The 21,002-nt window shown below is 61.7% G+C and carries 30 protein-coding genes; 1 reads left to right on the forward strand and 29 read right to left on the reverse strand.

Going from position 1 to position 21,002, the window contains the following annotated elements:
• Positions 1-163: 163 nt before the first annotated feature.
• From M1D93_RS13750 to rpsJ, 24 genes are all read right to left on the reverse strand, one after another.
• Positions 164-1,099, reverse strand: coding sequence for a P1 family peptidase (locus M1D93_RS13750; RefSeq protein WP_461172062.1), 936 nt, complete (start codon positions 1,097-1,099; stop codon positions 164-166).
• A 102-nt stretch (positions 1,100-1,201) separates the two neighbouring features.
• Positions 1,202-2,029 (reverse strand): type I methionyl aminopeptidase, encoded by an 828-nt coding sequence (gene map, locus M1D93_RS13755; protein WP_461172063.1) that lies wholly within the window; start codon positions 2,027-2,029, stop codon positions 1,202-1,204.
• Positions 2,030-2,099: 70 nt separating this feature from the next.
• Positions 2,100-2,669 carry an adenylate kinase gene (locus M1D93_RS13760; RefSeq protein WP_461175023.1) on the reverse strand — a complete coding sequence of 190 codons (570 nt, stop codon included), beginning with the start codon at positions 2,667-2,669 and terminating at the stop codon, positions 2,100-2,102.
• 5 nt (positions 2,670-2,674) lie between these two features.
• Positions 2,675-3,985, reverse strand: a complete 1,311-nt coding sequence (gene secY, locus M1D93_RS13765) for a preprotein translocase subunit SecY (RefSeq protein WP_461172064.1) — start codon at positions 3,983-3,985, stop codon at positions 2,675-2,677.
• Between the two features lie 216 nt (positions 3,986-4,201).
• A complete protein-coding gene (gene rplO / locus M1D93_RS13770) occupies positions 4,202-4,693 on the reverse strand; it encodes a 50S ribosomal protein L15 (protein ID WP_163161909.1) in 492 nt (163 codons plus the stop codon).
• Positions 4,694-4,900 carry a 50S ribosomal protein L30 gene (gene rpmD / locus M1D93_RS13775; protein ID WP_142038794.1) on the reverse strand — a complete coding sequence of 69 codons (207 nt, stop codon included), beginning with the start codon at positions 4,898-4,900 and terminating at the stop codon, positions 4,694-4,696.
• Between the two features lie 2 nt (positions 4,901-4,902).
• Entirely contained in the window at positions 4,903-5,625 is a 723-nt protein-coding gene (gene rpsE / locus M1D93_RS13780) for a 30S ribosomal protein S5 (RefSeq protein WP_163161905.1), read from the reverse strand.
• Positions 5,622-6,005: a 50S ribosomal protein L18 gene (gene rplR, locus M1D93_RS13785; protein WP_163161903.1), complete on the reverse strand. Its 384-nt coding sequence runs from the start codon at positions 6,003-6,005 to the stop codon at positions 5,622-5,624. The genes rpsE and rplR overlap by 4 nt, the downstream gene beginning before the upstream one ends.
• 2 nt (positions 6,006-6,007) lie before the next feature.
• On the reverse strand, positions 6,008-6,544 hold the full coding sequence (gene rplF, locus M1D93_RS13790) for a 50S ribosomal protein L6 (protein ID WP_050054319.1): 537 nt from the start codon (positions 6,542-6,544) through the stop codon (positions 6,008-6,010).
• Positions 6,545-6,562: 18 nt separating this feature from the next.
• Entirely contained in the window at positions 6,563-6,961 is a 399-nt protein-coding gene (rpsH, locus tag M1D93_RS13795) for a 30S ribosomal protein S8 (RefSeq protein WP_050054318.1), read from the reverse strand.
• A 96-nt stretch (positions 6,962-7,057) separates the two neighbouring features.
• On the reverse strand, positions 7,058-7,639 hold the full coding sequence (rplE, locus tag M1D93_RS13800) for a 50S ribosomal protein L5 (protein ID WP_066277862.1): 582 nt from the start codon (positions 7,637-7,639) through the stop codon (positions 7,058-7,060).
• Positions 7,639-8,001 carry a 50S ribosomal protein L24 gene (gene rplX / locus M1D93_RS13805; protein WP_013601824.1) on the reverse strand — a complete coding sequence of 121 codons (363 nt, stop codon included), beginning with the start codon at positions 7,999-8,001 and terminating at the stop codon, positions 7,639-7,641. The genes rplE and rplX overlap by 1 nt, the downstream gene beginning before the upstream one ends.
• 3 nt (positions 8,002-8,004) lie before the next feature.
• Positions 8,005-8,373, reverse strand: coding sequence for a 50S ribosomal protein L14 (gene rplN, locus M1D93_RS13810; protein WP_009358299.1), 369 nt, complete (start codon positions 8,371-8,373; stop codon positions 8,005-8,007).
• A 651-nt stretch (positions 8,374-9,024) separates the two neighbouring features.
• A complete protein-coding gene (gene rpsQ, locus M1D93_RS13815) occupies positions 9,025-9,330 on the reverse strand; it encodes a 30S ribosomal protein S17 (RefSeq protein ID WP_104042537.1) in 306 nt (101 codons plus the stop codon).
• Positions 9,327-9,656 carry a 50S ribosomal protein L29 gene (gene rpmC, locus M1D93_RS13820; protein ID WP_163161897.1) on the reverse strand — a complete coding sequence of 110 codons (330 nt, stop codon included), beginning with the start codon at positions 9,654-9,656 and terminating at the stop codon, positions 9,327-9,329. Before rpmC ends, rpsQ begins: the two co-directional genes overlap by 4 nt.
• 2 nt (positions 9,657-9,658) lie before the next feature.
• Positions 9,659-10,075, reverse strand: a complete 417-nt coding sequence (rplP, locus tag M1D93_RS13825) for a 50S ribosomal protein L16 (protein WP_013601829.1) — start codon at positions 10,073-10,075, stop codon at positions 9,659-9,661.
• Positions 10,076-10,909 (reverse strand): 30S ribosomal protein S3, encoded by an 834-nt coding sequence (gene rpsC / locus M1D93_RS13830; RefSeq protein WP_142038804.1) that lies wholly within the window; start codon positions 10,907-10,909, stop codon positions 10,076-10,078.
• Positions 10,910-11,275, reverse strand: a complete 366-nt coding sequence (gene rplV, locus M1D93_RS13835) for a 50S ribosomal protein L22 (RefSeq protein ID WP_461172065.1) — start codon at positions 11,273-11,275, stop codon at positions 10,910-10,912. It lies immediately after the preceding gene.
• Between the two features lie 38 nt (positions 11,276-11,313).
• Positions 11,314-11,595 carry a 30S ribosomal protein S19 gene (gene rpsS, locus M1D93_RS13840; protein ID WP_011692805.1) on the reverse strand — a complete coding sequence of 94 codons (282 nt, stop codon included), beginning with the start codon at positions 11,593-11,595 and terminating at the stop codon, positions 11,314-11,316.
• Between the two features lie 12 nt (positions 11,596-11,607).
• Positions 11,608-12,447, reverse strand: coding sequence for a 50S ribosomal protein L2 (rplB, locus tag M1D93_RS13845; RefSeq protein WP_009358305.1), 840 nt, complete (start codon positions 12,445-12,447; stop codon positions 11,608-11,610).
• 29 nt (positions 12,448-12,476) lie between these two features.
• Complete coding sequence (rplW, locus tag M1D93_RS13850) at positions 12,477-12,782, reverse strand: 50S ribosomal protein L23 (protein ID WP_011692807.1); 306 nt, start codon at positions 12,780-12,782, stop codon at positions 12,477-12,479.
• Entirely contained in the window at positions 12,779-13,402 is a 624-nt protein-coding gene (gene rplD, locus M1D93_RS13855) for a 50S ribosomal protein L4 (protein WP_461172066.1), read from the reverse strand. The genes rplW and rplD overlap by 4 nt, the downstream gene beginning before the upstream one ends.
• A 4-nt stretch (positions 13,403-13,406) precedes the next feature.
• Positions 13,407-14,057 carry a 50S ribosomal protein L3 gene (gene rplC / locus M1D93_RS13860; RefSeq protein WP_013601833.1) on the reverse strand — a complete coding sequence of 217 codons (651 nt, stop codon included), beginning with the start codon at positions 14,055-14,057 and terminating at the stop codon, positions 13,407-13,409.
• Between the two features lie 17 nt (positions 14,058-14,074).
• Positions 14,075-14,383 (reverse strand): 30S ribosomal protein S10, encoded by a 309-nt coding sequence (gene rpsJ / locus M1D93_RS13865; RefSeq protein WP_003803825.1) that lies wholly within the window; start codon positions 14,381-14,383, stop codon positions 14,075-14,077.
• A 401-nt stretch (positions 14,384-14,784) separates the two neighbouring features.
• Between rpsJ and M1D93_RS13870 the strand changes: the two genes are divergently transcribed.
• Positions 14,785-16,221 (forward strand): GH1 family beta-glucosidase, encoded by a 1,437-nt coding sequence (locus M1D93_RS13870; protein WP_461172067.1) that lies wholly within the window; start codon positions 14,785-14,787, stop codon positions 16,219-16,221.
• A gap of 18 nt (positions 16,222-16,239) precedes the next feature.
• On the opposite strand, the gene M1D93_RS13875 is transcribed toward M1D93_RS13870, so the two are convergent.
• The 5 genes from M1D93_RS13875 to rpsL all read right to left on the reverse strand — a co-directional run bounded on the left by M1D93_RS13875 (position 16,240) and on the right by rpsL (position 20,952).
• On the reverse strand, positions 16,240-16,365 hold the full coding sequence (locus M1D93_RS13875) for a hypothetical protein (RefSeq protein ID WP_255470686.1): 126 nt from the start codon (positions 16,363-16,365) through the stop codon (positions 16,240-16,242).
• A 102-nt stretch (positions 16,366-16,467) separates the two neighbouring features.
• Positions 16,468-17,658 (reverse strand): elongation factor Tu, encoded by a 1,191-nt coding sequence (gene tuf, locus M1D93_RS13880; RefSeq protein WP_163161890.1) that lies wholly within the window; start codon positions 17,656-17,658, stop codon positions 16,468-16,470.
• Positions 17,659-17,921: 263 nt separating this feature from the next.
• Complete coding sequence (gene fusA, locus M1D93_RS13885) at positions 17,922-20,036, reverse strand: elongation factor G (protein WP_461172068.1); 2,115 nt, start codon at positions 20,034-20,036, stop codon at positions 17,922-17,924.
• A 69-nt stretch (positions 20,037-20,105) separates the two neighbouring features.
• Positions 20,106-20,576 (reverse strand): 30S ribosomal protein S7, encoded by a 471-nt coding sequence (gene rpsG, locus M1D93_RS13890; RefSeq protein WP_124091059.1) that lies wholly within the window; start codon positions 20,574-20,576, stop codon positions 20,106-20,108.
• Position 20,577: 1 nt separating this feature from the next.
• Positions 20,578-20,952: a 30S ribosomal protein S12 gene (rpsL, locus tag M1D93_RS13895; protein WP_018773658.1), complete on the reverse strand. Its 375-nt coding sequence runs from the start codon at positions 20,950-20,952 to the stop codon at positions 20,578-20,580.
• Positions 20,953-21,002 lie beyond the last annotated feature (50 nt).

A 21,002-nucleotide genomic window follows, 5' to 3' on the forward strand; every position in this document is an offset into this window, starting at 1 on the left:
TAACTGTTGTTGCCGCAGTCCTGCCGGATTGCACCGGGCATGACCACGAACGTTTTTGTTGGATCGATTGTCAGTTCCAGGCCCCAAAAGGGCGTGGCAGTCCAGACAACCAACAAACAACACTACTCCGTATCGCTGCAAAAGTTAAATCGGCAATAGTAACCTACTGAGCGCGGTACGCACCATAATCGCCGGCCGGAGTGCTCACGGCTTCCGCGCTGGCTACGCCGTCGAGGATTGCCAGCCGTACGACGTCGGCTGCCGCGCTTTGCAGCGTGATGAGACTGATCTGCCGGGGAGCTTCATCACTGCGGTCCAATGGGACGGCCCCGGTTGCGAGGCAAAAGACAGTATCCCCATCGCCCAGGGTATGGCTCGGATTGAGCGCCCTCGCGATTCCGGCATGTGAAGCAGCTGCAGTCCGCTTGCACTCGGCCACGTCCAGGGCTCCGTTCGTAGCCACAACGACCAACGTGGTGTTCGTTGTGGTGGCTGCTTTCACCGGCGCTGATACTGCAGGTCTGGTCTGGTCAAACGGCAGACCCAGCGCGTTCACCACAGCAATGGCCCCCACCACCACTCCGTTATCCAGGGTGACGGACGCCGTGCCCACTCCCCCTTTATAGGTTCGAGCCAGCAACGCTCCGGTGCCGGCACCCACGTTGCCGCGTCCGACGTCGTGCCCGTCCTTCTCGGCAGCGGCGGCGGCAGTTGCGGCGTAACCCATGTCCGCCGTCGGACGTGCTGAGAAGTCGCCGCCGCGGCCAAGGTCGAAGATCGCGGCTGCCGGGACGATGGGGACCACTCCCCCGGGCACCGCGAATCCCCGGTTGTTTTCCTCGCACCAGCGCTGGGCGCCGGCCGCGGAAGCCAGCCCGTAGGCGCTGCCGCCGGTAAGCACCACGGCGTCCACAGCGCTGACCAGCGTGGTGGGGTCGAGCGCATCCGTTTCATGGGTGGCCGGTCCGCCGCCCTGGACGTCCACTGACCCGACCGTGCCGGGCGGGGGCAGGACCACCGTTACACCACTCAGCCACCCGGCGTCGGTCTTCTGTACGTGGCCAACCCTGATCCCGGGCACGTCGGTGATTGCTCCCATGGCACCCATTGTTCCCCCTCCCCCAACTAAGTAGCGCCAAGTGTCGTTTTGAAGGGTCAAAAGGACACTTGGCGCTACCTGGTTGGGCTGGGCGAGCGGAACCTACGGGATCGGGACGGGGGTGACGCCGAGGGGCACCAGGTGCTCCGCGCCGCCGTCGGGCGCTGACAGCACCCAAATGCCCTTCTCGTGCACCGCCACCGAGTGCTCCCACTGGCAGGAGCGCTTGCCGTCCGTGGTGACAACAGTCCAGTCGTCATCCAGCACTGCAGTGTCGATGCTGCCCCGGACCAGCATGGGCTCGATCGCCAGGCAAAGGCCGGGACGGATTTTGGGGCCGCGGTGGCTGGTACGGTAGTTGAGCACGTCCGGCGGCATGTGCATTTCGGAACCGATGCCGTGGCCCACATAGTCCTCGAGGATGCCCAGCGGCTTGCCCGGCACGGAGGATACGTAGTCGTCGATGGCCGCGCCGATGTCGCCCACGTGTTTGCCGGTGGCCAGCGCAGCAATTCCCCGCCACATGGCTGCCCGGGTGACGTCGGAGAGGCGCTGGTCTTCGGGGTCTGCGGTGCCAACAATGACTGTCCGCGCCGAGTCCGAGTGCCAGCCGTTCACAATTGCGCCGCCGTCGATGGAGATGATGTCGCCGTCGCGGAGCACCCGGCTGCCCGGGATGCCGTGGACCACTTCCTCGTTCACGGAGGTGCAGATGGTGGCGGGGAACCCGTGGTAGCCGAGGAAGTTGGACTTTGCGCCGGCTTCGTTCAGGACAGCAGCGAACACGTCGTCCAGGTGCTTGGTGGTGACTCCGGGGACGGCTGCTGCGACGGCGGCGTCCAGGGCTCGGCTCAGGACCAGGCCTGCTTCGTGCATGGTGCGCATCTGGGCGTTGGTCTTGTATTCGATGCGGGGCTGGCCAAAGGCCATGGTGATTCCTTTCAAATGGCTGAGGCTCCTCCCGTTTACCGGGAGGAGCCTCGGAAATGCTTTGCCTGAATCAGGCTGCCTGTGCGGCTTTGATGGCCTGCATGACGCGGTCCGTGACCTCGTCGATGGGGCCGATCCCGTCGACCTGGGTGAGGATGCCGCGCTCGGCATACTTGGCCACCACGGCTTCGGTCTGCTCGTGGTACAGGTCCAGGCGGTGGCGGATAACGGCTTCGTTGTCGTCGCTCCGGCCCGTTTCCTTGGCCCGGCCGAGGAGCCGGTGGACCAGTTCCTCGTCGTCGGCAGTCAGCTGCAGGACGACGTCGAGCTTCTCTTCGCCCTTGGCGAGGATCTCATCGAGGTAGTCCACCTGCGCCGTGGTGCGGGGGTACCCGTCGAGCAGGAAGCCGGTTTCGACGTCGGACTCGCTGAGCCTGTCGCGCACCATCTTGTTGGTCACGCTGTCCGGAACGAAGTCGCCGTTGTCCATGTACTTCTTGGCTTCGATGCCAAGCGGGGTCTCGCCCTTTACATTGGCACGGAAGATGTCGCCGGTGGAGATCGCCACAACGCCGAGGCGCTCCGAGATCCGCTCTGCCTGCGTTCCTTTTCCGGAACCGGGAGGTCCAATAATCAGCATTCTCGTCATCGCAAAAGCCCTTCGTAGTGACGTTGTTGTAGCTGCGCATCAATCTGCTTGACGGTCTCCAGGCCAACGCCCACCATGATCAGGATCGAGGTGCCACCGAACGGGAAGTTCTGGTTAGCGTTGATCAGCACCAGTGCCACCAGCGGAATCAGCGCCACGAAGCCCAGGTAGAGGGCACCGGGCAGGGTGATCCGGGAAAGCACGTACTGCAGGTAGTCAGCGGTCGGTTTCCCCGCCCGGATACCTGGAATGAAGCCGCCGTACTTCTTCATGTTGTCCGAGACCTCTTCAGGGTTGAAGGTGATCGCGACGTAGAAGTAGGTAAAGAAAACGATCATGGCGAAATACAGCACCATGTAGATCGGCTGGTCACCGCGGACCAGGTTGTTGTTGATCCATTCCACCCACGGCTGGATCGGTTCGCCCTGCCGGGGCTGGTTGAACTGTGAGATCAGGCCCGGCAGGTACAGCATGGAGGATGCAAAGATCACCGGGATAACGCCGGCCATGTTGACCTTGATGGGGATGTACGTGCTGGTACCTCCCACGGTCCGGCGGCCGATCATCCGCTTGGCGTACTGCACCGGCACGCGGCGCTGGGACTGCTCAACGAAGACCACCAGGGCCACCGTCAGCAGGCCGATGGCGAGGACCATAAAGAACGTTCCGGGTCCCTGCGAGCTCCAGATGGCGCCGAGGGAGGTGGGGAACGTCGCTGCAATGGACGTGAAGATGAGCAGGGACATGCCGTTGCCCACGCCCTTCTCGGTGACGAGCTCGCCCATCCACATGATCAGGCCGGTGCCGGCCGTCAGCGTGATGATGATCAGGATGGTGGTGATGACGCTGCTGTCCGGGATGATCGGCAGGTTGCAGCCGGGCAGAAGCTGCCCGGACCGCGCCAGGGAAACCAGCGTGGTGGCGTTCAGCAGTCCCAGCGCGATGGTGAGGTACCGCGTGTACTGGGTCAGCTTGGACTGCCCGGACGCGCCCTCTTCGTAGAGCTGCTGGAACCGGGGAATGACCACCCGGAGCAGCTGGACGATGATGCTTGCCGTGATGTACGGCATGATGCCGAGGGCGAAGATGGACACCTGGAGCAACGCGCCGCCGCTGAACAGGTTAACGAGCTGGTACAGGCCGCCTGCGGTCTGACCGTTCTGCAAGCATTGCTGGACATTCTGGTAGTCCACACCTGGCGAGGGAATGAAAGCACCCAAGCGGAAGATGGTGATGATTCCCAGCGTGAACAACAACTTGCGTCGCAGATCAGGCGTGCGAAAGGCCCGGCCAAATGCGCTAAGCAAGCGTCCTCCTGGTGGTGTTAATAAGTGGTGTGATGGGGATCTATAAATCCCAACAACCGAGTCTAACGGTTGGATGCGCCATGCGAACAATCCGGGAAAGCGCGCATGCGGCGGGTGGCGGGAAAAATACGCCCGGCGGATATGAAAAACTCCCGGTCTCCGGGGCCTGGGCCCCGGGGACCGGGAGTTCAACAACGGGCTTGGCACCCACCGGCTCTAGAGAGCGGTGGTGCTTCCGCCTGCTGCAGCAATCTTTTCAGCGGCGCTGGCCGAGAATGCGTGGGCGGTGACGTCAACCTTGACGGTGATGTCGCCGGTGCCCAGCACCTTGACGGGCTGGTTCTTGCGAACGGCACCCTTTTCGACCAGGTTCTCCACGGTGACTGCGCCACCTTCCGGGAACAGCTCGTTGAGCTTGTCCAGGTTTACAACCTGGAACTCAACCCGGAACGGGTTCTTGAAGCCGCGAAGCTTCGGCAGGCGCATGTGCAGCGGCAGCTGGCCGCCGGCAAAGCCAGCCTTGACCTGGTAGCGGGCTGCAGTACCCTTGGTGCCACGACCGGCGGTCTTACCCTTGGAGCCTTCACCACGACCAACGCGGGTCTTGGCGGTCTTGGCACCCGGGGCGGGACGCAGGTGGTGAACCTTCAGGGCGTTCTGCTTCTCAGCAGCGGCGCTCTGTGCCTTGTCAGCAGTGTTCTCTGCCATTTACTTCGCCTCCTCTACCTGTACCAGGTGCGGAACCGTGTTGAGCATTCCCACGGTGACGGCGTCGGCGGTGCGGACAACGGTGTGCCCGATCCGCTTCAGGCCGAGGGACCGCAGGGTGTCGCGCTGGTTCTGCTTGCCGCCAATGGCGGACTTGATCTGAGTGATCTCCAACTGGGCGTCGGAGGGAATCAGGTTCTTAGCCATAACTAGACACCCGCCTTCGAATTCAGGAGAGCCTTCACCAGTGCCGGCGGAGCGATCTCGTCGAGGGGCAGGCCGCGGCGTGCTGCCACTGCTGCCGGCTCTTCGAGGCGCTTCAGGGCATCAACGGTCGCGTGAACGATGTTGATGGCGTTGGAGGAACCGAGCGACTTGGAGAGGATGTCGTGGATGCCCACGCACTCCAGTACTGCACGGACCGGACCGCCGGCGATAACACCGGTACCAGCGGAAGCCGGACGCAGCATAACGACGCCTGCAGCAGCCTCACCCTGGACGCGGTGCGGGATGGTGCTGCCAACGCGGGGAACGCGGAAGAAGGACTTCTTGGCCTCTTCAACGCCCTTCGCGATTGCGGCAGGAACTTCCTTAGCCTTGCCGTAGCCAACGCCGACCATGCCGTTGCCGTCACCGACGACGACCAGGGCGGTGAAGCTGAAGCGACGACCACCCTTGACCACCTTGGAGACGCGGTTGATGGTGACAACGCGCTCTACGAACTGGCTCTTCTCGGCTTCACGGCCGCCGTCGCGGCCGCCACGGCCACCACGGTCGCCGCGGCCCTGGCCACGGTCGCCACGCTCACCGCGACGAGCGCCACCACGGCGGTCGTCGGCAGCTGCGGGGGCAGTGGTCTCAGCGGCAGCTACGGCTTCAGTAGCCTTCTGATCTGCAGACACAGTGTCCTTTTCCTTGTTTGCTTCCGTCACAGTGACAGCCCACCTTCACGTGCACCGTCAGCGACGGCGGCGATCCGGCCGTGGTACTTGTTACCACCGCGGTCGAAGACAACAGCTTCGATACCGGCAGCCTTGGCACGCTCTGCGACAAGTTCGCCAACGCGCTTGGCCTTGGCAGTCTTGTCGCCGTCGAATGCACGAAGGTCGGCTTCCAGAGTGGAGGCGCTCGCTACGGTCAGGCCCTTGGTGTCATCGACAACCTGGACGAATACGTGGCGTGCGGAACGGTTGACGACCAGACGAGGACGTACAGCTGTACCGGAGATGCGCTTACGGATACGAAGCTGGCGGCGGCTGCGCTGGGCAGACTTGCTCTTGTTCGTACGCTTCTTGTTAATTGAGATGGCCATGGTTACTTACCAGCCTTTCCGACCTTGCGGCGGATGACTTCGCCGGCGTAACGGATGCCCTTGCCCTTGTAGGGGTCCGGCTTCCGCAGCTTGCGAATGTTGGCAGCAACCTCGCCGACCTGCTGCTTGTTGATACCTGAAACAGAGAGCTTGGTCGGGGTCTCAACTGCAAAGGTGATGCCCTCCGGTGCGGAGACATTGACCGGGTGGCTGAAACCGAGAGCGAACTCAAGGTCAGATCCCTTGGCCTGAACGCGGTAACCGGTACCGACGATTTCAAGCTTCTTCTCGTAGCCCTTGGTAACGCCCTCGATCATGTTGGAGATCAGGGTGCGGGTCAGGCCGTGGAGTGAACGGGAGGCGCGCTCGTCGTTCGGGCGGGCGACAGTCAGGGTATCTGCATCCAGGGTGACCTCGATCGGGCTGGCCACAGTGTGGTTCAGCTCGCCCTTGGAACCCTTGACGCTGACGACAGAGCCGTCAACCTTGACCTCAACGCCGGCAGGAACGGTGATGGGGAGACGTCCAATACGTGACATTATTCTCTTCCTTTCCCGTTACCAGACGTAAGCGAGGACTTCGCCGCCCACGCCCTTCTTGCCGGCCTGCTTGTCAGTCAGGAGGCCGGAAGAGGTGGACAGGATTGCGACACCCAGGCCACCCAGCACGTGCGGCAGGTTGGTGGACTTTGCGTAAACGCGCAGTCCCGGCTTGGAAATACGACGAACACCAGCGATTGAACGCTCGCGGTTCGGTCCGAACTTGAGCTCGATGGTCAGCTTCTTGCCAACCTCAGCGTCTTCTTCCTTCCAGCCGGCGATGAAGCCTTCGGCCTTGAGGATGTCAGCAACGCGTGCCTTGAGCTTGCTGTACGGCATGGACACGGAATCGTGGTATGCCGAGTTTGCATTGCGCAGACGCGTAAGCATGTCTGCGACAGGATCTGTCATTGTCATTGTGGGCTCTTGCCCTTCCTCATAACGGTTTCCGCGGACTTGCTTCTACAGGGATACTGTTCGAAGCCGGACCGCCGGACCTTTTACGTAGTTAGATTAGTCTTCGGCCTTGAACGGGAAACCAAGCGCCTTGAGCAGCGCACGGCCTTCGTCATCGGTCTTGGCAGTGGTGACAACCGTGATGTCCATACCGCGGACGCGGTCGATCTTGTCCTGGTCGATCTCGTGGAACATAACCTGCTCGGTCAGACCGAAGGTGTAGTTGCCGTTACCGTCGAACTGCTTGCCGGAGAGACCACGGAAGTCCCTGATACGGGGCAGTGCGAGGGTGACCAGACGGTCCAGGAATTCCCACATGCGGTCGCCACGCAGGGTAGCGTGTGCACCGATGGGCATACCTTCGCGCAGCTTGAACTGTGCGATGGACTTGCGGGCCTTGGTTACCTGCGGCTTCTGGCCGGTGATTTGGGTGAGGTCGCGGACGGCGCCGTCGATCAGCTTGGAGTCCTTGGCGGCATCTCCAACACCCATGTTCACAACGACCTTCACGAGGCGCGGAACCTGGTTGACGTTTTCGTACTTGAATTCCTCAATGAGCGTGCTCTTGATGGATTCGGCGTACTTGGTCTTCAGACGAGGAACGATCTTCGTTGCCGGAGTCTCGAGAGTCTCAGTCATTAGATGTCCTTCCCTGAGCTCTTGGCCACGCGGATGCGGACTTCGCGCTGCTTGCCGTTACGCTCAACGGTCTCAGTGCGGAAGCCAACGCGGGTGGGCTTCTTGGTGGACGGGTCAACCAGTGCCACGTTGGAGATGTGGATCGGGGCTTCAACAACCTCGATGCCACCGGTCTTGGTGCCGCGCTGCGACTGACCGACCTTGGTGTGCTTGGTTACGCGGTTGATGCCTTCAACCAACACTCGGTTGGTGTCGGTGAACACGCGCAGGACCTTGCCCTGCTTGCCGCGGTCGCCGCCGCGCTCAGCCTTGGCGCCAGTGATGACCTGAACGAGGTCACCCTTCTTGATCTTTGCAGCCATGGACTAGAGCACCTCCGGAGCCAGAGAAACGATCTTCATGAACTTCTTGTCACGCAGTTCACGACCAACCGGTCCGAAGATACGGGTACCGCGGGGGTCACCGTCACCCTTCAGGATCACAGCTGCGTTCTCGTCAAACTTGATGTAGGAACCATCCGCACGGCGGCGTTCCTTCTTGGTACGGACGATGACTGCCTTAACAACATCGCCCTTCTTTACGTTGCCGCCGGGGATTGCATCCTTGACGGTGGCGACAATGACGTCACCGATGCCTGCGTAGCGACGTCCGGATCCACCGAGAACGCGAATGGTAAGGATTTCCTTAGCACCCGTGTTGTCGGCGACCTTGAGTCGCGACTCCTGCTGAATCACTATTTACTCCTTGCGTCGCGCCGGTTCTCAGACCGAAAATCTTCCTACGGAATGAGCCTTGCGGAACGGTTGATCGGGGTGTCTCTTGACCTGCCTGGATTTTGCCAGACCAGGCCTAAACGCCCGTGCCAGAAGCAGTTGCTCCCATCCGGTCCAGGAGATCCTGGGCGCAAGGGGGCACTATGCCGTGGCACGCTTGTTTACGAGGTTGATGTCGGCACACTAAAGGCGCCATACAAACTCAATATCCTAGCACGTTTTCCGCCCATCCCCATATCACCGCCGGCGCTCCCCCGCAAGACGACGACGGCGCCACGCACGGCAGCCTTTCGGCCCGCCTTGGGTGCCACTCCCCCAGGAAGCCGACGCACCGCCGTCGTACGCCCCACCACCTCCCGCACTCTTTCAAGCAACGCCCCACCACCTCCCGCCGCCCCGGAACGGGAGGTGAGAGAGCGTCAGTCGATTTAGTGCGTTAAGTGATGGAGCGTCAGTCGATTTAGTGCGTTAAGCGATGGAGCGTCAGTCAATTTAGCGCGTTAAGTGAGAGAGCGCCGGAGGCAAGACGGACGGCGGGCGGTGCGGCTGTTAACGCAGAAGCCCCCGCTCCCAAAAGGGAGCAGGGGCTTCCGGATACCGAAGCAGCAGGTGCTACTTGGCCTTCTCGAGGATCTCCACGAGCCGCCAGTTCTTGGTGGCGGACAGCGGACGGGTCTCGGCGATGACAACGAGGTCGCCGATGCCGGCGGTGTTCTCTTCGTCGTGGGCCTTGACCTTGGAGGTACGGCGGATGACCTTGCCGTACAGGGCGTGCTTCACGCGGTCTTCAACCTGGACAACGATGGTCTTTTCCATCTTGTCAGAGACCACGTAGCCGCGACGCGTCTTGCGGTAACCGCGCTGCTCAGCCGTGGCTGCGGTAGCAGTTTCGGTCACGTTCTCGTCCTTTTCACTCACTTGGCATCCTCCTCGGTCTCAACCGTTTCAGCCTTGTCGGCCTTCTTGGTTGCTGCCTTCTTGGACTTCTTTTCTTCCTTGGCTTCCACAACCGGTGCGGCAACCTCGGCACGAATGCCCAGCTCGCGCTCACGGAGAACGGTGTAGATGCGGGCGATGTCCTTCTTTACCGCGCGCAGACGACCGTGGTTCTCCAGCTGTCCGGTGGCGGACTGGAAACGCAGGTTGAACAGCTCTTCCTTGGCCTTGCGGAGTTCTTCAACGAGACGCTCGTTGTCGAAACCGTCCAGCTGTGCGGGAGCCAGATCCTTGGATCCTACTGCCATTTCTATTCACCACCTTCGCGACGCAGAATGCGTGCTTTCAACGGGAGCTTGTGGATTGCCAGGCGCAGGGCCTCGCGTGCTACCGATTCTTCGACGCCGGAGATCTCAAAGAGAACCCGACCCGGCTTGACGTTTGCGACCCACCATTCCGGTGAACCCTTACCGGAACCCATGCGGGTTTCGGCAGGCTTCTTGGTGAGGGGACGGTCCGGGTAGATGTTGATCCAGACCTTACCGCCACGCTTGATGTGGCGGGTCATCGCGATACGGGCGGATTCGATCTGACGGTTGGTGACGTATGCCGGGCTCAGGGCCTGGATGCCGTACTCACCGAAGGAGACCTTGGTGCCGCCCGTAGCAGCGCCGGAACGACCCGGGTGGTGCTGCTTACGGTGCTTGACTCGACGTGGGATAAGCATTTAAGCCTGTCCTCCTTCTGCTGCCGGAGCAGCAGCTTCAGCTGCCGGAGCCTCGGCAGCAGGAGCTGCGTCAGCGGCCGGACGGTCGTTGCGACGGCGGCGGTCACCACGGTCAGCGCCGCCCGGGCGGCCCGGACGGTCGCTGGGACCGCGGCCACGGGACGGGGCGGAAGCGGCCTGCTGGGCCAGTTCCTTGGCGGTGACGTCACCCTTGTAGATCCAAACCTTCACGCCGATGCGGCCGAAGGTGGTCTTGGCTTCGTAGAAGCCGTAGTCGATGTTCGCGCGGAGGGTGTGCAGGGGCACACGGCCTTCGCGGTAGAACTCCGAGCGGGACATTTCAGCGCCACCCAGTCGACCCGAGCAGGCGATACGGATGCCCTTGGCACCTGCACGCTGTGCGGACTGCATGGCCTTCTTCATTGCGCGGCGGAAAGCCACACGTGAAGTCAGCTGCTCAGCAACGCCCTGGGCAACAAGCTGTGCTTCCATCTCGGGGTTCTTGACCTCGAGGATGTTCAGCTGGACCTGCTTGCCGGTGAGCTTTTCGAGCTCGCCGCGGATGCGGTCTGCTTCTGCTCCACGGCGGCCGATGACGATGCCCGGGCGGGCCGTGTGGATGTCCACGCGGACACGGTCACGGGTGCGCTCGATCTCAACCTTGGCGATACCGGCGCGCTCCATGCCCGTGGACATGAGCTGGCGGATGCGGATGTCTTCGCGAACGAAGTCCTTGTACCGCTGGCCGGCCTTGGTGCTGTCAGCGAACCAGTGCGATACGTGATCGGTGGTGATGCCGAGTCGGAACCCGTGCGGGTTTACTTTCTGTCCCACTTAGCGAGCCTCCTCTTTCTCCGGGGTAGCGACTACCACGGTGATGTGGCTGGTGCGCTTCTTGATCTGAAATGCGCGACCCTGGGCACGCGGCTGGAACCGCTTCATGGTCGGGCCTTCATCAACAAACGCTTCGCTGATGATGAGGTCGCCTTCGTCAAACGCCAGGCCGTCGCGGTCCGCGAGGACCCGGGCGTTGGAGATTGCCGACTGAACTACCTTGAATACCGGCTCTGAAGCTGCCTGTGGGGCAAACTTCAGAATTGCCAGAGCCTCATTCGCTTGCAAACCACGAACAAGGTTGACGACGCGCCGGGCCTTCATAGGCGTTACGCGGATGTGGCGCGCAATTGCCTTGGCTTCCATTGCTTTCCTTCTCTCGTCTTTGACGTAAGTGCAGGCGCCTAGCGGCGCTTGCCCTTACGGTCGTCCTTGACATGGCCGCGGAATGTCCGCGTGGGAGCGAATTCGCCGAGCTTGTGCCCGACCATCGACTCAGTGACAAACACCGGGATGTGCTTGCGTCCGTCGTGTACGGCGATCGTGTGCCCGAGCATGTCGGGGATGATCATCGAACGGCGGGACCAGGTCTTGATAACGTTCTTGGTGCCCTTTTCGTTTTCCCTATCCACCTTCACAAAGAGGTGCTGGTCAACGAAGGGACCTTTTTTCAGGCTGCGTGGCATGTGTCCAGGCTCCTATCGCTTGTTCTTGCCAGTACGACGGCGACGAACAATAAGCTTGTCGCTCTCTTTGTTGGGGCGGCGCGTGCGGCCTTCCCGCTGACCGTTCGGGTTGACGGGGTTACGTCCACCGGACGTCTTGCCCTCGCCACCACCGTGCGGGTGGTCAACCGGGTTCATGGCGACACCACGGACGGTCGGGCGGACGCCCTTCCAGCGCATACGGCCGGCCTTGCCCCAGTTGATGTTCGACTGCTCGGCGTTGCCCACCTCGCCGACCGTTGCGCGGCAGCGCACGTCAACGTTGCGGATTTCACCGGAAGGCAGACGCAGCTGGGCGAAGCGGCCTTCCTTTGCGACGAGCTGGATCGATGCACCGGCGGAGCGGCCCATCTTGGCGCCGCCACCCGGGCGCAGTTCAACTGCGTGGATAACGGTACCCACGGGGATGTTGCGCAGGGGCAGGTTGTTGCCAGGCTTGATGTCAGCGTTGGCACCTGCCTCTACGAAGTCACCCTGGGACAGCTTGTTCGGGGCGATGATGTAACGCTTGGTGCCATCAACGTAGTGCAGGAGGGCGATGCGAGCCGTACGGTTCGGATCGTACTCAATTTCAGCAACGCGGGCGTCAACGCCGTCCTTGTCGTGGCGACGGAAGTCGATCAGACGGTACTGGCGCTTGTGTCCGCCACCCTTGTGACGGGTGGTGATCTTACCGGTGTTGTTACGGCCGCCCTTTTTGGGCAGCGGACGTACCAACGACTTTTCCGGCGTCGACCGCGTGATTTCGATGAAGTCCGCTACGCTCGAGCCACGACGGCCCGGGGTAGTCGGCTTGTATTTACGGATTCCCATAATTTATTTCCTCGTTAAAGTGGTCTCCGCTACGCGAGCGGACCGCCGAAGATGTCGATAGTGCCTTCTTTGAGGGTGACAATCGCACGCTTGGTGTTCTTGCGGGTACCCCATCCGAATTTGGTGCGCTTGCGCTTACCGGCACGGTTGATGGTGTTGATCGATTCGACCTTGACGGAGAAGATCTTCTCCACGGCCAGCTTGATCTCGGTCTTGTTCGACCGGGGGTCCACCAGGAAGGTGTACTTGCCCTCGTCGATCAGGCCGTAGCTCTTTTCCGACACGACGGGCGCAAGCACGACGTCGCGGGGATCCTTGATGGTGGCTGCACTCACTTGGCATCCTCCTCATTCTTTGCCACTGCCTTGCCGGCAACGAATGCTTCGTAGGCAGCCTTGGTGAAGACAACGTCATCAGACACGAGAACGTCGTAGGTGTTCAGCTGGTCTGCGTACAGAACGTGAACACCGGCGAGGTTGCGCACGGACAGTGCAGCAACATCGTTGGCGCGCTCGATGACAACCAGCAGGTTCTTGCGGTCGGAAACGCCGGCCAGCGTTGCAAGTGCGGCCTTGGCGGACGGCTTGGAGCCCTCAACCAGTTCCGCAACAACGTGGATGCGTCCGTTACGCGCCCGGTCAGACAGTGCGCCGCGCAGTGCAGCAGCAATCATCTTCTTGGGGGTGCGCTGGCTGTAGTCACGCGGGGTGGGACCGTGGACAATGCCACCGCCGGTCATGTGAGGAGCACGGATGGAACCCTGACGGGCGCGGCCGGTGCCCTTCTGCTTGAACGGCTTGCGTCCTGCACCGGAAACTTCAGCGCGGGTCTTGGTCTTGTGGGTACCCTGGCGAGCAGCAGCGAGCTGGGCGACGACAACCTGGTGCAGCAGCGGCACGTTGGTCTGAACGTCGAAGATCTCTGCAGGCAGGTCAACCTGGACAGTGTTAGCCATTGAACTAGGCTCCCTTCACGGCGGTGCGTACGAGTACGACCTGGCCGCGGGCGCCGGGAACGGCACCCTTGATAAGGAGCAGCGACTTCTCGACGTCAACCGCGTGAACCGTGAGGTTCAGCGTGGTGTGACGAACGGCGCCCATGCGGCCGGCCATTTTCATGCCCTTGAAGACGCGGCTCGGGGTGGATGCGCCACCGATTGAACCGGGCTTACGGTGGTTCTTGTGGGCACCGTGGGAAGCTCCAACGCCGTGGAAGCCGTGACGCTTCATAACACCGGCGAAGCCCTTACCCTTGGTGGTGCCGATGACGTCGATCTTCTGGCCGGCTTCGAAGACCTCTACGGAGAGCTCCTGGCCCAGCTCGTACTCAGCAGCATCTGCGGTACGGAGTTCGACGACGTGGCGGCGAGGCGTGACGCCTGCCTTCTCAAAGTGACCAGCCAGCGGCTTGGTGACCTTGCGGGGATCGATCTGGCCGTAGCCGATCTGTACGGCTACGTAGCCATCAGCTTCTGCGTTGCGCAGCTGGGTGATGACGTTCGAATCTGCCTGGACCACAGTGACGGGGATGAGCTTGTTGTTCTCGTCCCAGACCTGGGTCATGCCGAGCTTCGTGCCCAGCAGGCCCTTTACGTTACGGGTTGCGGTCATAGTCTCTCAGCACCTCCCTACAGCTTGATTTCGATGTTCACGTCTGCCGGCAGGTCGAGACGCATAAGCGAGTCAACAGCCTTCGGCGTGGGATCGATGATGTCGATAAGACGCTTGTGCGTGCGCATTTCAAAGTGCTCGCGGCTGTCCTTGTACTTGTGCGGAGAGCGGATGACGCAGTACACGTTCTTCTCCGTCGGCAGCGGCACGGGGCCAACTACCGTTGCGCCTGCGCGCGTGACCGTCTCAACGATCTTCCGAGCTGAAACGTCAATGACCTCGTGGTCGTATGACTTCAGCCGGATGCGGATTTTTTGTCCCGCCATGTCGCCTGACTCTCTTTCAGTCTGTGCTTCCCCCGGTTGGGGCTGCCCTGTTCACTTACTCGTTGTATGGCTGCCGAAGCAATTGAGGTCGTAACCACCATCCGCCGCACAAACTGAATCCGGATGAATCCGGGTTCCTCACCTTGCCGGCGTAACCGACCCCCGCGGTCGGGCGTGTCGCGCTTGGCACGCATACAAATCCGCAATTCCATGGGGAGGGGGTTATGTTTGGTCTTCCACTTGGACCCTGGCACCCGGCATTATCCGGATCGGGACACGAAGAAGCGCTTGAACAACTCATCTAGTATGCCGGAATTTGGCGCCAGAAGCGAATTGGCCCTTTCCACGGGCCAGTCCGCGGAGTCATTGCCTTCGGCAACACCGGAATGGATGATAGGGGCATGACGCTGGAAAGCACCGAATCCGTGACCGAACTGGCCAGCCGCATGCCGCCGTCGTTCACCCTGGGCGTCGCAGCCGCAGCCTTCCAGATCGAAGGAGCCCTGGCCCAGGGCGGGCGGGGACCGTCCGGGTGGGACGCATTTGCCGAGAAGCCCGGCAGCATTATGGACGGGCACTCCCCCGCGGTAGCCTGCGACCACTATAACCGCCTGCCCGAGGACATTGCCCTCCTGCAGGAACTCGCTGTGGACTCCTACCGCTTCTCGTTGTCCTGGCCAAGAATCCAGCCCGAGGGCCGGGGAAGGCTCAACGCCGAGGGGCTGGACTTCTATGACCGGCTGATCGACCAGCTGCTGGCGGCCGGCGTCTCCCCGATGGCCACCCTTTATCACTGGGATACTCCCCTGCCGCTGGAACACCGCGGGGGCTGGATGAACCGTGAAACAGCCGAACGGTTTGGTGAGTACACCGCCGCCGCCGGCGAACGCTTCGGGGACCGGGTGGCGCAGTGGGTGACACTCAACGAACCGCTCTCGGTGACCTTGAACGGCTACGCCCTGGGCGTCCACGCCCCCGGCCACACCCTGATGTTCGATGCCCTCCCGGTGATCCACCACCAGCTCCTGGCCCACGGTCTCGGTGCACAGGCCCTGCGGGCGGCCGGTGTAACCGGCACGGTGGGCGTGACCAACCTGCATGCACCCGTCCGCCCCGCGTCCCGGAAGATCGGCGACCGGCTGGTGGCCAACCTCTACGACCTGTTGATGAACAGGATCTACGCCGACCCCGTGCTGCTGGGCCGCTATCCGCACCTGCCCCTGTACGCCAGGCCCTGGCTCCGGTCCATCGGCCGGATTTCGGACGCCGATCTGCGCACCATCCACCAGCCGCTCGACTTCTACGGCCTCAACTACTACTTCCCGGTCAAGGTCGCGCTGGGCCGTGGGGTGACGCCTATTCCCGCCAATACGCATAAGGCGGTAGCGAGGCTTCCCTTCCATGAGGTGGGCTACCCGGAGTTTGACCACACGGGCTTCGGTTGGCCGGTGGCTCCTGAGCATCTGGGCATCCTGCTCAAGGAACTGCAGGACAGGTATGGCGATGCGCTCCCTCCGGTGTACATCACCGAAGGCGGAGCCAGTTTCCCGGAGCCTGACCAGGTGTCCGGGCCTGTCCAGGATGAAGACCGGGTGAATTACATCGCGTCACACCTGCGCGCGGCCCTGGCCGCCACCTCGCCCGGCGGGATGGCCTCGGGCGTGGACCTGCGCGGCTACTACGTGTGGACCCTGATGGACAATTTCGAGTGGGCAGCCGGGTATTCCCAGCGCTTCGGCCTGGTCCATGTGGACTTCGAAACGCTGGAGCGAACGCCAAAGCAGTCCTTCTACTGGTACCAGGCGCTCAGCAAGGCACGCCGGGCCGCGGCAGGTTAGCCGCTTAGCCCCGCCCCGCTACTGGTTCTTGTTCGCCCGGTTGATCCGCTTGGCGCGGTCAATCTCGTGGCGGAAGTGCTTCTTGGCCCAGAACACGCCGGCAACCACGGCGACTGCGATGATCAGAAAAATAAGCCATCCCATGATGAACTCCTTTCGGTCCAGCAACAGTATCAGGCAGGGGTTAACCAAAAAGAACAGCCCCGCTGCAGGTAGCAGCGGGGCTGTTCTTCAGTTCAACAAGAATTACTTGTTGATCTTGGTAACGCGTCCTGAACCAACGGTGCGGCCGCCTTCGCGGATTGCGAAGCCGAGGCCCTCTTCCATGGCGATGGGCTGGATGAGCGCAACGGTCATCTCAGTGTTGTCGCCAGGCATAACCATTTCCGTGCCCTCGGGCAGGGTGATAACGCCAGTTACGTCCGTGGTGCGGAAGTAGAACTGCGGGCGGTAGTTGGAGTAGAACGGGTTGTGACGTCCGCCTTCGTCCTTGGAGAGGATGTAGACGTTAGCCTCGAAGTCGGTGTGCGGGGTGATGGAACCCGGCTTGACGACAACCTGGCCACGCTCTACGTCATCGCGCTTCAGACCGCGGAGCAGGAGGCCACAGTTCTCGCCGGCCCATGCTTCGTCGAGCTGCTTGTGGAACATCTCGATACCGGTAACCGTGGTCTTCTGGACCGGGCGGATGCCAACGATCTCGACCTCGGAGTTGATGGCGAGGGTTCCACGCTCGGCGCGGCCCGTAACAACGGTGCCACGGCCGGTGATGGTGAAGACGTCCTCGATAGGCATCAGGAACGGCTTGTCACGGTCACGTACGGGGTCCGGAACAGACTCGTCAACAGCAGCCATCAGGTCCTCAACGGACTTGACCCACTCCGGGTCCCCTTCCAGTGCCTTGAGGCCGGAAACGCGGACAACCGGTGCTTCGTCGCCATCGAAGCCCTGCGAGCTGAGGAGCTCACGAACTTCCATTTCAACGAGGTCCAGCAGTTCCTCATCGTCAACCATGTCGGACTTGTTCAGTGCGACCAGCAGGTAGGGAACACCGACCTGGCGGGCGAGCAGAACGTGCTCGCGGGTCTGTGCCATCGGGCCGTCAGTGGCGGCAACCACGAGGATTGCACCGTCCATCTGTGCAGCACCGGTGATCATGTTCTTGATGTAGTCAGCGTGACCGGGGGCGTCTACGTGTGCGTAGTGGCGCTTCTCGGTCTGGTACTCAACGTGGGAGATGTTGATGGTAATGCCGCGCTGACGCTCTTCGGGAGCAGAGTCAATCGACGCGAAGTCACGCTTCTCGTTGAGAGTCGGGTACTTGTCGTACAGCACCTTGGAAATGGCGGCCGTCAACGTCGTCTTACCGTGGTCAACGTGACCAATGGTGCCGATGTTAACGTGCGGCTTAGTCCGCTCGAACTTTGCCTTTGCCACAGGTTCCTCCTAGAACGTTTTCAAATGACATACCCTTCAGCCGCGCTTGTCGCGGCAGAAACTCAGGTAAGTCTACTTGGGGGGCTTTGGATTGGTGAAATTGCAGATTCAGGAACTAATACTAGTCCCTCGAGCCTGTTCGTGCAGATGGCCGGATCCCGGCTTGACCGGACTGCGTCCGGCCGGAATACCGGCCACCTGCACCAGGTAGCCTCCGTCAGACGGAAGCACACCCGAGTTTGTTCGCTTCGAAAGTCCGAAGACTACTCGCCGCGGGTCTTCTGGATGATCTCGTCAGCAACTGCCTTGGGGACCTCGGCGTAGCTGTTGAACGTCATGGAGTACACAGCGCGGCCCTGGGTCTTCGAGCGCAGGTCACCGATGTAGCCGAACATGCCGGACAGCGGAACGTGCGCACGGATGACCTTGACGCCCTGTGCATCTTCCATGGACTGCATCTGGCCACGGCGGGAGTTGAGGTCACCGATAACTTCACCCATGTATTCCTCAGGGGTGCGGACCTCGACATCCATCAGCGGTTCGAGCAGGACAGGGTTCGCCTTGCGTGCAGCTTCCTTGAAAGCCATACGGCCGGCGATCTTGAACGCCATTTCCGAGGAGTCAACATCATGGTACGCGCCGTCAACCAGCGTGGCCTTGATGCCCACAACCGGGTAACCGGCCAGGACGCCGTCGTTTAGTGCATCCTGGATACCAGCGTCAACGGACGGAATGTACTCGCGGGGAACGCGGCCACCGGTGACCTTGTTCTCGAACTCGTACAGCTCGCCCTCGGCGGTGTCCAGCGGCTCGATCGCGATCTGGATCTTTGCGAACTGACCCGAACCACCGGTCTGCTTCTTGTGCGTGTAGTCGTGGCGTTCGACGGCGCGCTTGATGGTTTCGCGGTAGGCAACCTGGGGCTTGCCAACGTTGGCCTCGACCTTGAATTCGCGGCGCATGCGGTCCACCAGGATGTCCAGGTGGAGCTCGCCCATGCCGGCGATGATGGTCTGGCCGGTGTCTTCGTTGAGGGACACCTGGAAGGTGGGGTCCTCAGCGGAGAGCTTCTGGATGGCCGTGGAGAGCTTCTCCTGGTCACCCTTGGTGTTCGGCTCGATGGCAACCGAGATCACGGGCTCCGGGAAGCTCATGGACTCGAGGACGATCTGGTTGGCGGAGTCGCACAGGGTGTCACCCGTGGTGGTGTCCTTCAGACCGATGGCTGCGTAGATGTGGCCGGCGGTAGCGCCCTCAACGGGCATTTCCTTGTTGGCGTGCATCTGGAACAGCTTGCCGATGCGCTCCTTCTTGCCCTTGGTGGAGTTGACCACCTGGGCGCCTGCTTCCACGTGACCGGAGTACACGCGGATGAAGGTGAGCTGGCCGAAGAACGGGTGCGCTGCAATCTTGAAGGCAAGAGCCGAGAACGGCTCTTCCGAAGACGGCTTGCGGGTCAGTTCTTTCTCTTCGTCGCGGGGATCGTGACCGATCATCGGCGGGACGTCGAGCGGGTTCGGCAGGTAGTCGACAACGGCATCGAGCATGGGCTGCACGCCACGGTTCTTGAACGCGGAACCGCAGAAGATCGGGTACAGCTCTGAGTTGATCGTCATCTTGCGGATGCCGGCCTTGAGCTCGTCGATCGAGATCTCTTCGCCCTCAAGGTACTTCTCCATGAGTTCCTCGGAGGACTCTGCAACAGCCTCAACGAGGTGTGCGCGGTACTCCTCGGCCTTTTCCTGGAGGTCAGCCGGGATCTCGCGGACCTCGTACTTCGCACCCATGGTGACGTCACCCTTGGCATCGCCGGGCCACACCAGTGCGCGCATGTAAAGCAGGTCCACGACGCCGATGAAGTCGTTCTCGGCACCGATGGGCAGCTGCATAACGAGCGGCTTGGCGCCCAGGCGGCTGATGATGGTGTCTACCGTGAAGTAGAAGTCAGCGCCCAGCTTGTCCATCTTGTTGACGAAGCAGATACGCGGGACGTTGTACTTGTCAGCCTGGCGCCAGACAGTCTCAGACTGCGGCTCAACGCCTTCCTTGCCATCGAAGACGGCGACGGCGCCGTCGAGGACGCGCAGGGAGCGCTCAACCTCAACGGTGAAGTCAACGTGGCCGGGGGTGTCGATGATGTTGATCTGGTTGTTCTCCCAGAAGCAGGTCACGGCGGCAGACGTGATGGTGATGCCGCGTTCCTTTTCCTGTTCCATCCAGTCAGTGGTCGAAGCGCCGTCGTGCGTTTCGCCGATCTTGTGGTTCACACCCGTGTAGAACAGGATGCGCTCGGTTGTGGTGGTCTTGCCGGCATCAATGTGGGCCATAATGCCGATGTTGCGGACCTTACTAAGGTCGGTAAGCACGTCCTGTGCCACGGGGTCTCCTTTTGGGATGGACTACACGTTCGCCGCCGGCTCTGTTGAGCCGGCGGCGTCCGGGGAGTATTACCAGCGGTAGTGTGCGAAGGCCTTGTTGGACTCGGCCATCTTGTGGGTGTCTTCGCGACGCTTCACAGCGGCGCCGAGACCGTTGGACGCATCCAGAATCTCGTTGCGGAGGCGCTCGGTCATGGTCTTCTCGCGGCGGGCCTTCGAGTAGCCCACGAGCCAGCGGAGGGCAAGCGCAGTGGCTCGACCCGGCTTGACCTCAACCGGAACCTGGTAAGTGGCGCCACCAACACGGCGCGACTTCACTTCAAGGCTCGGCTTGATGTTGTCCATGGCCTTCTTCAAGGCTGCAACGGGATCGCCACCGGACTTTTCCTGCGCACCGGCAAGGGCACCGTAAACGATGCGCTCTGCGGTGGACTTCTTGCCGTCGACGAGCACCTTGTTGATCAGCTGGGTGACCAGCGGGGAGCCGTAAACGGGATCAATGACTAGCGGCCGCTTCGGGGCCGGACCCTTGCGAGGCATATTACTTCTTCTCCATCTTTGCGCCGTAGCGGCTGCGGGCCTGCTTACGGTTCTTGACACCCTGGGTATCGAGGGCGCCACGGACGATCTTGTAGCGGACACCGGGGAGGTCCTTCACACGACCACCGCGGACGAGCACAATGGAGTGCTCCTGGAGGTTGTGGCCAACACCGGGGATGTAGGCGGTTACTTCGATACCGCCGTTGAGGCGCACACGTGCCACCTTACGCAGAGCCGAGTTCGGCTTCTTCGGGGTGGTGGTGTAGACGCGGGTGCAGACACCGCGGCGCATGGGGCTGCCGTTAAGGGCGGGGGCCTTGGTCTTTTTGACCTTCGGCGTGCGGCCCTTGCGGACCAGCTGGTTGATCGTAGGCACTCTCGTGTTCTCCGTTTTATCCGGAGTGGCCGCTTCCGGCCACTCTCCTT

The organism is Arthrobacter sp. Z1-9, assembly GCF_054792695.1.

What these genes read in the sequence shown, in the direction of transcription:
- M1D93_RS13875 (WP_255470686.1), bottom strand. Translation starts at nt 16,365, where the DNA reads ATGGGATGGCTTATTTTTCTGATCATCGCAGTCGCCGTGGTTGCCGGC.
- rplX (WP_013601824.1), bottom strand. Translation starts at nt 8,001, where the DNA reads ATGGCTGCAAAGATCAAGAAGGGTGACCTCGTTCAGGTCATCACTGGC.
- M1D93_RS13750 (WP_461172062.1), bottom strand. Translation starts at nt 1,099, where the DNA reads ATGGGAGCAATCACCGACGTGCCCGGGATCAGGGTTGGCCACGTACAG.
- rpmD (WP_142038794.1), bottom strand. Translation starts at nt 4,900, where the DNA reads ATGGCTAAGAACCTGATTCCCTCCGACGCCCAGTTGGAGATCACTCAG.
- M1D93_RS13870 (WP_461172067.1), top strand. Translation starts at nt 14,785, where the DNA reads ATGACGCTGGAAAGCACCGAATCCGTGACCGAACTGGCCAGCCGCATG.
- rplV (WP_461172065.1), bottom strand. Translation starts at nt 11,275, where the DNA reads ATGGAAGCCAAGGCAATTGCGCGCCACATCCGCGTAACGCCTATGAAG.
- rplD (WP_461172066.1), bottom strand. Translation starts at nt 13,402, where the DNA reads ATGGCTAACACTGTCCAGGTTGACCTGCCTGCAGAGATCTTCGACGTT.
- rpsJ (WP_003803825.1), bottom strand. Translation starts at nt 14,383, where the DNA reads ATGGCGGGACAAAAAATCCGCATCCGGCTGAAGTCATACGACCACGAG.
- M1D93_RS13760 (WP_461175023.1), bottom strand. Translation starts at nt 2,669, where the DNA reads ATGCTGATTATTGGACCTCCCGGTTCCGGAAAAGGAACGCAGGCAGAG.
- map (WP_461172063.1), bottom strand. Translation starts at nt 2,029, where the DNA reads ATGGCCTTTGGCCAGCCCCGCATCGAATACAAGACCAACGCCCAGATG.
- rplF (WP_050054319.1), bottom strand. Translation starts at nt 6,544, where the DNA reads ATGTCACGTATTGGACGTCTCCCCATCACCGTTCCTGCCGGCGTTGAG.
- rpsG (WP_124091059.1), bottom strand. Translation starts at nt 20,576, where the DNA reads ATGCCTCGCAAGGGTCCGGCCCCGAAGCGGCCGCTAGTCATTGATCCC.
- rplR (WP_163161903.1), bottom strand. Translation starts at nt 6,005, where the DNA reads ATGGCCATCTCAATTAACAAGAAGCGTACGAACAAGAGCAAGTCTGCC.
- rpsS (WP_011692805.1), bottom strand. Translation starts at nt 11,595, where the DNA reads ATGCCACGCAGCCTGAAAAAAGGTCCCTTCGTTGACCAGCACCTCTTT.
- rpsH (WP_050054318.1), bottom strand. Translation starts at nt 6,961, where the DNA reads ATGACAATGACAGATCCTGTCGCAGACATGCTTACGCGTCTGCGCAAT.
- rplB (WP_009358305.1), bottom strand. Translation starts at nt 12,447, where the DNA reads ATGGGAATCCGTAAATACAAGCCGACTACCCCGGGCCGTCGTGGCTCG.
- rplP (WP_013601829.1), bottom strand. Translation starts at nt 10,075, where the DNA reads ATGCTTATCCCACGTCGAGTCAAGCACCGTAAGCAGCACCACCCGGGT.
- rplC (WP_013601833.1), bottom strand. Translation starts at nt 14,057, where the DNA reads ATGACCGCAACCCGTAACGTAAAGGGCCTGCTGGGCACGAAGCTCGGC.
- rplO (WP_163161909.1), bottom strand. Translation starts at nt 4,693, where the DNA reads ATGGCAGAGAACACTGCTGACAAGGCACAGAGCGCCGCTGCTGAGAAG.
- rpmC (WP_163161897.1), bottom strand. Translation starts at nt 9,656, where the DNA reads ATGGCAGTAGGATCCAAGGATCTGGCTCCCGCACAGCTGGACGGTTTC.
- rplE (WP_066277862.1), bottom strand. Translation starts at nt 7,639, where the DNA reads ATGACTGAGACTCTCGAGACTCCGGCAACGAAGATCGTTCCTCGTCTG.